Source organism: Bellilinea sp. (genome assembly GCF_034432615.1).
Taxonomy (GTDB): domain Bacteria; phylum Chloroflexota; class Anaerolineae; order Anaerolineales; family Anaerolineaceae; genus Bellilinea.
In genome coordinates, this window is the sequence record NZ_DAOUBL010000193.1 from 1 (window position 1) to 8,899 (window position 8,899).

The window sequence follows — 8,899 nt, forward strand, 5'->3', positions numbered from 1 at the left end:
ATTCATGATATGGAATAACCGGTCAACCACCTGCCGCCTGACGGCGGCAGTACATCTCAAAATCTCAGGAGGATAAACACATGCATTACCGAAGACTGGGACGAACTGGCCTGAAAGTCAGTGAAATTTCGCTGGGGGCATGGCTCACTTTTGGCAATCAAATTGACGAACAGACCGCCATTGACCTTGTTCATGCCGCTTACGAACAGGGCATTAATTTTTTTGATAATGCCGATGTGTACGCCAACGGTCAGGCCGAAGTTGTCATGGGCAAAGCCATCCAAAACCTGCAGCGCGAAACGCTGGTCATTTCCAGTAAAGTTTTCTGGCCCACTTTTCCGGGCCCCAACGGGCGCGGGCTTTCCCGCAAACACATCTTTGAGTCCATTCACGCCTCATTACGCCGGCTGGGTACCGATTACGTGGATTTGTACTTCTGCCACCGTTATGACCCCGATACCCCCTTTGAAGAAGTTGCCCGCGCCATGGATGATCTGGTGCATCAGGGCAAAGTCCTCTACTGGGGCACATCCGAATGGGAGGCCTATCAGATTGCCGAAGTGTACGGCGCCTGCCGCGAATTTGGGTTGGTACCGCCCAGCATGGAACAACCCCAATACAATCTCTTCCACCGCAAGCGCGTGGAAGATCACATCATGCCGCTGGCGCGCGATTTGGGCCTGGGGTTGACCACCTTTTCACCGCTCTACTTTGGCATACTGACCGGCAAGTACAACGACGGCATCCCCGCCGGCAGCCGTGCTTCGCACGAGGACATGGCCTGGCTGCGTGAGCGCATCACCCCGGAGCGGATTGCCATCGTCCGTCAACTGACCGCGCTGGCGCAGGAACTGGGTCTGACCACCTCGCAACTGGCAATAGCGTGGGTGCTGCGCCGCAAGGAAGTATCCAGCGTCATCACCGGCGCCAGCCGGCTGGAACAACTGGATGAAAACCTTGCCGCAGCCGAAGCGGTTGAGAAATTGACCAACGACATTCTCGAACGCATCGAGGCAATTTTTGGCGAAAATCATTTTGAATAATCTGTCAAATGGAGCACTTCAATGACCAGTGATTACACTCCTCAACCGGAAGTCGTTTACCCTCCACCACCCGCTGGCAATAAGCAGGGTGTTGCCATTGCCGCCCTGGTGCTGGGTATTCTCAATCTGCTCAGTTGGTGTCTGCCAATTTGCGGCTTTCCCATGTCCATCGCCGGCATCATTACCGGCGTCATCGGCCTTAAATCCAGCAGCCGCGGACTGGCAATCGCCGGAATTGTGCTTTCGGCAATCGGGTTGATTCTTTCGGCAGTCAACGCCATTGTTGGCGTTTTCCTCTTCACCCAGGGCGGATTTGACTGGCAAAATTTTGACTTTCAGAACTTTATGCCATAAGGTTATTTGGCAGATTTACTTGAATTTGCCGGGTATGTGCGGGGAGGAACACGCTAACGCCTCCCCGCAACAAATATCCCATCGCCTATTGGTCTGCCGGTTAGACGGCCTAACCTACCATTCAATACGACCAGGCTCTTCGTGTGAATAACTCAATTTCTTCGGGTTCTATAACAGGTTTCATCTCGTCAACCGACCTGGTTACAATTGTTGATGTATTCAGGGCTTTCTGCAAATCATGATCCGATATCCAGCCATTCTCCCATAACGCCACAGATTCTCCATTGACAATTTTACAAATTGGTTCTTGGCTTTCAAAAGGCATACCGAGAGGTTGTATCACTCGCTGAAGCCATACATCAACATAACTGTTGTGCGGAAGACGTGCCATTTTATTGCGAACTTTTTCCCACAACTCAATTCGTTGTCCAGGCGGAGCTAGTGAAATCAAGTAACTGAGGATTCCAGCCACAGCCGGGAAAGCCAATGGTGAAACAAACCCAATATCTGTGGCAATTGCAATTTGAACTTCAAGATCATCAGGCGCCTTTTTTTGTTTTGAAATCTTTTTGTGAAAATCGCTGACCAAGCGCTTTAGCGCGCCACTGTTTGGGAATCGCTGTCCGAACGAATGCAATCTGAGCAACTGCTTTTGTATAGTTTTTGCATTTGCATTTCCCAAATCCTGCAACTCAATGCCTGCCAATTTATCCGGCTTGATTGAACCTTCGACAACATTCCTGTTGGATATGGTTTTTGATACACCTAACTTCATACCAACCGATAGCAGCTCTTGACTCACAATTTGCAAAACCTTTTCTGCCATTTCATTACTGTTGGCAAAAATTCGGTAGTCATCCCGGTAACGAAGTATTTGAACATCTCTTATGTCGCTCGATAATATTCTTAAATTGATCTTATGATCTACGAATCCTAGCACCAATTCGGCAATAAAATCCGTTAAAACTGAACCCTGAGGAATTCCATTGGTCTGTCCGTGCCTGCCTGCCTGAATAAGGGTCTCTATTTTATTCCCCAACAAAGACCTTTCCGCTTTTTTCTCTTTTGAATTGTCTTGTCCGTGAATCGCCCAAGGGATGCTTTGAGTATAAAGTGAGCCATAGCAATCTGTCACATCCGTATGGAGAATATGACTATATTCTAGAGAATAGGCAAGAGACCTCTGCTCGACACTGAGCCACCAGCTTCTGATTTGTTCCGCCACATCTTTTTGATGGGATTGAGAAATAACAGGGATACTACAACATTCAACCGGTTCACCTTCAAATTCGGAAAATCTTCTTTGAAGGGTTGACCAATTATCGGGCTCACAGATCAAGTTTACAATAGAAACGTAAAGAACCGGATGGATCAATTCGTAAGGTCGCCAAGCGAATCGTCCATCCTTGTTTGCCAGAAAGCTGTAATTCACACCTGTTATGTTTTTAGGATCACAACAGCAAAATTGATCGATATCCCTCTCTCCGATAATCTTATCTACTTTGCCTAAGATCGGCTCAAAGCTAATATAGTCGGGAAAATCAATGGTAGAATACGAGGTTCCCTTCAAGAAATGTTTTTTGGCTTGCTCCGGGGTGAGACTGATAATCTTTTTCATAGAATTATCACCTTTTTTTGATTTCAAACACCTCACGCAATACCACTATCTTCTCCTGTGGATTCAATTAAATATCCCATATACAAACCACCAATTTACGAAAATTCTACCATACAATGCAGCTGACCAATTTTTTTAGGTTGAGCCGATAGTGTTTAAAAATATATGGCATAACTCTACACGAAAAATGGTTGTTTTCGCCCCTATATATGGGGACCAGTTTTAATTATTCAACGATCTCTTTGAGCCCAAGTTTGACAGCCGCGCCCGAAACCGCTATAATAATCAAAACATATAACGGAGTGCCGGGAGGAGTAGGTTGACCGGTTACTGACAGAGACGGAGCGCCGCCGGCTGAAAGCCTCCCCAGTTGACCCTGACCGAAGGTCGCCCGGTGAAATCGCCGAAGAAATCCCTGTTCGGGAAAGTAGAACGGCGCGGGTTTGCCCGTTAGCGCAAAGCCTGAATACTGGTTCAGGTTGGAGTGCATTGCCGGCCACGGCAATGAATTGAGGTGGTACCGCGGAAGCAGCCCTTTCGTCCTCATAGCGAAGGGCTGCTTTTTGATTGAATTTTCACAACTCAGGAGCGAGCATGAATCAACCGTTTTCCTTACCCAAGACCTACGACTTTGCTTCGGTGGAAGAAAAAATTTACGCCCAATGGGAAGCCAGCGGCTACTTCAAGCCAGCCAACGACCCGCGTTCCCCCGACCACGACCCTTCCCGCCGTCCGTTCGTCATTTCCATCCCACCCCCCAATGTGACCGGCGAACTGCATCTCGGCCATGCCATGTTCGTTGCCATGGAAGACCTGATGATTCGCTACCACCGCATGAAGGGCATTCCAACCCTGTGGGTGCCGGGCACCGACCACGCCGGCATTGCCACCCAGTTACAGGTGGAAAAAGCCCTCGCCAAAGAGGGCCTCTCCCGTGAGCAGCTGGGACGCGAGGAATTTTTGCGCCGCACCTGGGCATGGAAAGAAAAATACGGCGGCATCATCACTCGCCAGATTCGCCGGCTGGGCGCATCCTGCGACTGGTCGCGCGAGCGTTTCACGCTGGATGAGGGTCTCTCGCGCGCCGTGCGCGAAGCCTTTGTCCGCCTGTATGAAAAAGGTCTGATCTACCGCGGGCCGCGTATGATCAACTGGTCGCCCGGTTTGAAAACCGCCGTCTCCGATCTGGAAGTGGAATACAGCGAAGAGCCCGGCACCCTTTACTTCTTTAAGTATGTTTTGGCCGACAATCCGCAGGAATACATCCCGGTTGCCACCACCCGCCCGGAAACAATTTTGGGCGATACGGCAGTGGCTGTCCACCCGGAAGACGAGCGTTACCGTGCCTACGTTGGGCGTAAAGTCCTTGTCCCCATTCTCAACCGGGCAATTCCGGTCATTGCCGATGAATATGTGGATCGCGAATTTGGCACCGGCGCGCTTAAAATCACGCCGGCGCACGACCCCAACGATTACCAGATTGCCCTGCGTCACAATCTGGAGATGATCAACATCCTCACCCCCCAGGCCGCCATCAACGAAAACGGCGGGCCGTATGTCGGCCTGGATCGTTTTGAGTGCCGCAAGCGGATGTGGGAAGACATGCGCGCTGCCGGGTTGGTCATCAAAGAACAGCCTTACACCCTCAATGTCCCCCGCTCCCAGCGCGGCGGTGAAATTGTCGAGCCGATGATTTCCACCCAGTGGTTTGTGCGCATTCAACCGCTCGCCGAAGCCGCCCTGCGCGCCGTAAGGGAAGGCCAAATTAAAATCGTGCCGGAACGCTTCACCAAAGTCTATTACAACTGGCTGGAAAACATTGAAGATTGGTGTATCAGCCGCCAGTTGTGGTGGGGTCACCGCATCCCGGTCTGGTACTGCGATGACTGCGGCAAGATCACCGTCAGCCGCGAGGATGCGACCCACTGCGCCCACTGTCAAAGCAGCCGCATCCATCAGGATGAGGATGTGCTGGATACGTGGTTCTCCTCCGGGCTGTGGCCGTTTTCCACACTGGGCTGGCCGGAAGAAACCCCCGACCTGCGCTACTTTTACCCCACCAGCGTACTGGAAACCGGTTACGATATTCTTTTCTTTTGGGTGGCGCGCATGATCATGTTCGGGCTGGAATTCACCGGAAAGCCGCCCTTCCACACCGTGTATCTGCACGGCCTGATCCGCGATGAACACGGTCAGAAGATGAGCAAAACCAAAGGCAATGTGATTGATCCGCTGGAAGTGATGGACGAAATGGGCACCGATGCGCTGCGCTTCACCCTGCTGGTGGGCTCCACCCCCGGCAATGACATGAACCTGAGCCTGAAGAAGGTGGAAGCCAACCGCAACTTTGCCAACAAAGTCTGGAACGCCGGCCGGTTTGTGCTGGGCGCTCTGGCGCAGGCCCCGGCGCAGGCGCAGGCTGCTCCGCAGTGGACACTGGCCGACTCGTGGATTTGGGCACGCCTGCAGCAACTGCTGCGCGATGTGGAGCGTTTGTTCAGCAACTATCAATATGGTGAAGCCGGTCGCCAGATTTACGACTTCTTCTGGTCGGAATTTGCGGATTGGTACGTTGAGATTGCCAAACTGCAACTGGCAGAAGGCGGTGACCGCGCCTTTTACACCGCCCAAACCCTGCTACGGGTGCTGGATGCCTGTCTGCGCCTGCTGCATCCCTTCACCCCCTTCGTTACCGAGGAGTTGTGGGGGCACCTCAAGCGCGCCGCGCAGGAAAAAGGCGACGACTTCAGCCCCAAAGGCGGCTGGGAAGAAGCCCTGATCATCGCCCGCTGGCCGCAGGCGCAAGCCGTTGAAGGTTGGGAAGAGGAAAAAATTGCCGATTTCAACCTGATTCAAGAGGTCATCCGCGCCATCCGCAATTTGCGCACCGAAAAGAAGGTCACGCCGGGCAAACGCATTCCGGCTACCATTGTTGCCGGCAACAAACTGGCTGTATTCCAGCAGCAGGCCGCCGCGATTGCTGCATTGGCCTATCTCCAGGCCGATCACCTCACACTGCTGGCAGATTTAGCGGACAAACCCGAAAATCAGATTGCAATTGTAGTGGCAGGCGTTGAAATTTACCTGCCGCTGGCTGATCTGGTGGATCTGGAAGCCGAACGCGCCCGTCTGCAAAATGAGCTGGCCGAGGCCGAAAAACAAATTGAACGCCTGCGCGGGTTACTGGCTTCGCCCTTTGCCGAAAAAGCCCCCCCAGCGGTGGTCGAAAAAGAGCGGCAGAAACTGGCTACATTCGAAGAAACCGCCGGCCGTCTGCGGGAGCAGTTAGAGAACCTGTAAAGGAACATCAAACTACCCCTTCACAAACGGATGAGGCTTAAAAACCCTCATCCGTTTGTGCCGCTTTCCGCAGGCTGGCACGAATCTGGTACAATTTGTCTCGTTTGTGAACGGAGGAAAGGTTGAGACGAGGCAGCGTAATCATTCTTCGCTGGGTTTCCATTTTATTCCTGTTTTTGGGGGTGCTTTTACTGGTGTTACAGCTGGTGCAATACAGCCGGTTAAGGGCAGCCTTCCCGCCGGGTACTATCATTGCCGGTGTACCGGTTGCCGGGCTAAACCGCCAGCAGGCCGCCGAACGGCTTACCCAGGCCTACAGCGTACCGGTTGAAATCCGCTATGCTGATGCCGTCATTCAGATGCGCCCATCGGCTACCGGTTTTCGGCTGGACCTGGAAGCCATGCTGGCTGCAGCCGATCAGCAGCGGGTGGCTCAACCTTTTTGGGCCGCCTTTTGGGACTACTTGTGGAACCAGTTTCCCACCCCCGCCGAAGTTCCGCTGCGCGCCAGCTTTTCGGAAGAGCGTTTGCGCGCCTATCTGCGCGACGAAATCGCTGCGCGCTATGACCGGCCGCCTTCACCTGCCTCCCCTGTGCCCGGCACCACCGCCTTCGAGCCGGGTCAGCCCGGCATTGTATTGGATATTGACCGCGCCGTCATTCTTATCTCTGATGCCCTCCGAAATCCTTCCAACCGCGTCGTCAACCTTTCCTTCAACCGCGTAAGTCCCACCCGCCCGGTTTTTCAGAATGTGCAGGTGCTCTTGCAGCAAATTCTCACCACACGCGGTTACGATGGTCTGGCCGAAATTTATCTGCTCGATCTGCAGACCGGGCAGGAGATCAACTTCGCTTACAACGACGGTCAGGTGATTGCCCCGGGCATTGCCTTCACGGCGGCTTCCACCATGAAAATCCCCATCATGGTATCCGTGTTCCGGCGCGTGTCTGAACCTGTTCCACCGGAGGTGACCAACCTGCTCGAAGCGATGATCGAACTTTCCGAAAACGATCCGGCAGACCGGCTGATGCAGGTGGTACTGGATTCACGGCTTGGCCCGCTGGAAGTGACCGCCGATATCCAATCCCTGGGGCTGAAAAACACCTTTTTAGCGGGTTACTTTTACCCGGGTGCGCCGTTGCTGCGCACCTATTCCACCCCGGCCAATCAGCGCAGCGATGTCAACACCGATCCCGATCGCTACAACCAGACCACCCCCATGGAAATCGGCGTTTTGCTGAACGACATTTACCAGTGTGCCGTCAATGGCGGGGGAACTTTCGAGGCAGTCTTTCCCGGTGAAATTACTCAGAACGAGTGCCGCCTGATGATCAGCCTGCTTTCCAAAAACCGCATCGGCGTCCTGTTTCAGGCCGGTTTGCCCGAAGGGGTACAAATTGCCCACAAACACGGCTGGATCACCGATCCGCGCGATGGGCTGATTCACACGATGAGCGATGCCGGCATTATTTACACCAGCGGTGGCAATTTTGTACTGGTGGTTTACCTCTACCACCCTACTCAATTGTTATTCAATCCCGCCAATGAGTTGATGGCCTTTCTTGCCCAGGGTGTCTATAACTACTATACGCTGGGCAATCCTTAATTCCCTTTCCAGAAAGACTGCTGTAAACGCTCCACCAGCTGCTCAATCGTCCAGCCGAGCGGAGCGGTTAACTCGCGCTCCAGCACAGGGATTGCCTCAGCCAAGCGATCAACCCGTTGCTGCTCCATGCTGTAACGCTGACGCAGCGCATCCATGCGCCTGCTGAAAGGCACAACCTGCCCGTTTTCCACCAGTTTATCGGCGTAATAGACGATTTTTTCTTCCCAGGTTTGCGGGCGTTTACCCTCTTCCAGCAGGTTAAAAAGCATGTGAGTGGCGGCAATTCCAGCCAGTTCCGTTTCTCCGCGCGCTTGCAGCCAGTCAGCCGCTAAATCGCCATGTAAAATATGGCCTCCGCGCGCCGAGATTTTACACAAATCGTGCAGCAGACCGCCGCGGTGAGCCAGCAGGGGGTTGACCATCACACCGCTGTTCCTCAACCAGACGGCAATTTGATAAGATAGCGCGGCAACCATTTCTACATGTACCAGCAGATTGGCTGTTGCATGTTGCTCTAACAGCCACAAGCGCGCCTGATCCGCCCCCGGTAACCGCCGATTTTGCAGTACCTCCGTTAACTCTTTCAAACGGGTCACTTCGGCATCACCCAGCGGCTGTAAAGCCGGCGCAGCCACGCGCTGCGGGTTGAACCATACCGCCCGCCAGCCTGCCAGTACAGCGCCGCCCACATCCCCTAACGCATCATCACCCACCATAAGCACCGCTTCGCTGCGCACGCCTAAGGCCCGCTCAACAGCGTGGAAAAATCCCTTTTCCGGCTTGCGGGCATTTTCCAGTTCCTGGGGAGTAAAGACAGTTTCAATATATTCCCCCAACCCAACCCGATTCAACGCTGCGCGCACCTGCTCCGCCGTGGAAATTTCCGCATTGGTACACACAACCAACCGGAAGCGACCGTACAGGGCGGGCGTCGCGACCGTTCCTGAATGGAATGCCATCGGCATCGCCGAAACTAC

The 8,899-nt window shown here is 53.4% G+C and carries 7 protein-coding genes; 4 read left to right on the plus strand and 3 right to left on the minus strand.

What is annotated here, in order from left to right; translation table 11 throughout:
* The first annotated feature begins 80 nt into the window (after positions 1–80).
* Together VAE48_RS08785 and VAE48_RS08790 are read left to right on the plus strand one after the other, a co-directional pair.
* The gene (locus VAE48_RS08785) at positions 81–1,043 is read left to right on the plus strand and encodes an aldo/keto reductase (protein WP_322792948.1); all 963 of its coding nucleotides are present in this window, start codon (positions 81–83) and stop codon (positions 1,041–1,043) included.
* 21 nt (positions 1,044–1,064) lie between these two features.
* On the plus strand, positions 1,065–1,397 hold the full coding sequence (locus VAE48_RS08790; RefSeq protein WP_322792949.1) for a DUF4190 domain-containing protein: 333 nt from the start codon (positions 1,065–1,067) through the stop codon (positions 1,395–1,397).
* Between the two features lie 121 nt (positions 1,398–1,518).
* On the opposite strand, the gene VAE48_RS08795 is transcribed toward VAE48_RS08790, so the two are convergent.
* Positions 1,519–3,015 carry an RNA-directed DNA polymerase gene (locus tag VAE48_RS08795; RefSeq protein WP_322792950.1) on the minus strand — a complete coding sequence of 499 codons (1,497 nt, stop codon included), beginning with the start codon at positions 3,013–3,015 and terminating at the stop codon, positions 1,519–1,521.
* Positions 3,016–3,241: 226 nt separating this feature from the next.
* Positions 3,242–3,505 carry a hypothetical protein gene (locus VAE48_RS08800; RefSeq protein ID WP_322792951.1) on the minus strand — a complete coding sequence of 88 codons (264 nt, stop codon included), beginning with the start codon at positions 3,503–3,505 and terminating at the stop codon, positions 3,242–3,244.
* 104 nt (positions 3,506–3,609) lie between these two features.
* Here VAE48_RS08800 and VAE48_RS08805 point away from each other — a divergent pair, with 104 nt between their 5' ends.
* Both VAE48_RS08805 and VAE48_RS08810 read left to right on the plus strand, forming a co-directional pair.
* Positions 3,610–6,315: a valine--tRNA ligase gene (locus VAE48_RS08805; protein ID WP_322792952.1), complete on the plus strand. Its 2,706-nt coding sequence runs from the start codon at positions 3,610–3,612 to the stop codon at positions 6,313–6,315.
* 122 nt (positions 6,316–6,437) lie between these two features.
* The gene (locus tag VAE48_RS08810; protein WP_322792953.1) at positions 6,438–7,922 is read left to right on the plus strand and encodes a serine hydrolase; all 1,485 of its coding nucleotides are present in this window, start codon (positions 6,438–6,440) and stop codon (positions 7,920–7,922) included.
* Here the strand turns inward: VAE48_RS08810 and VAE48_RS08815 are convergent.
* A partial coding sequence (locus VAE48_RS08815; RefSeq protein WP_322792954.1) for an HAD hydrolase-like protein occupies positions 7,919–8,899 on the minus strand: 981 nt, incomplete at its 5' end. The genes VAE48_RS08810 and VAE48_RS08815 overlap by 4 nt on opposite strands.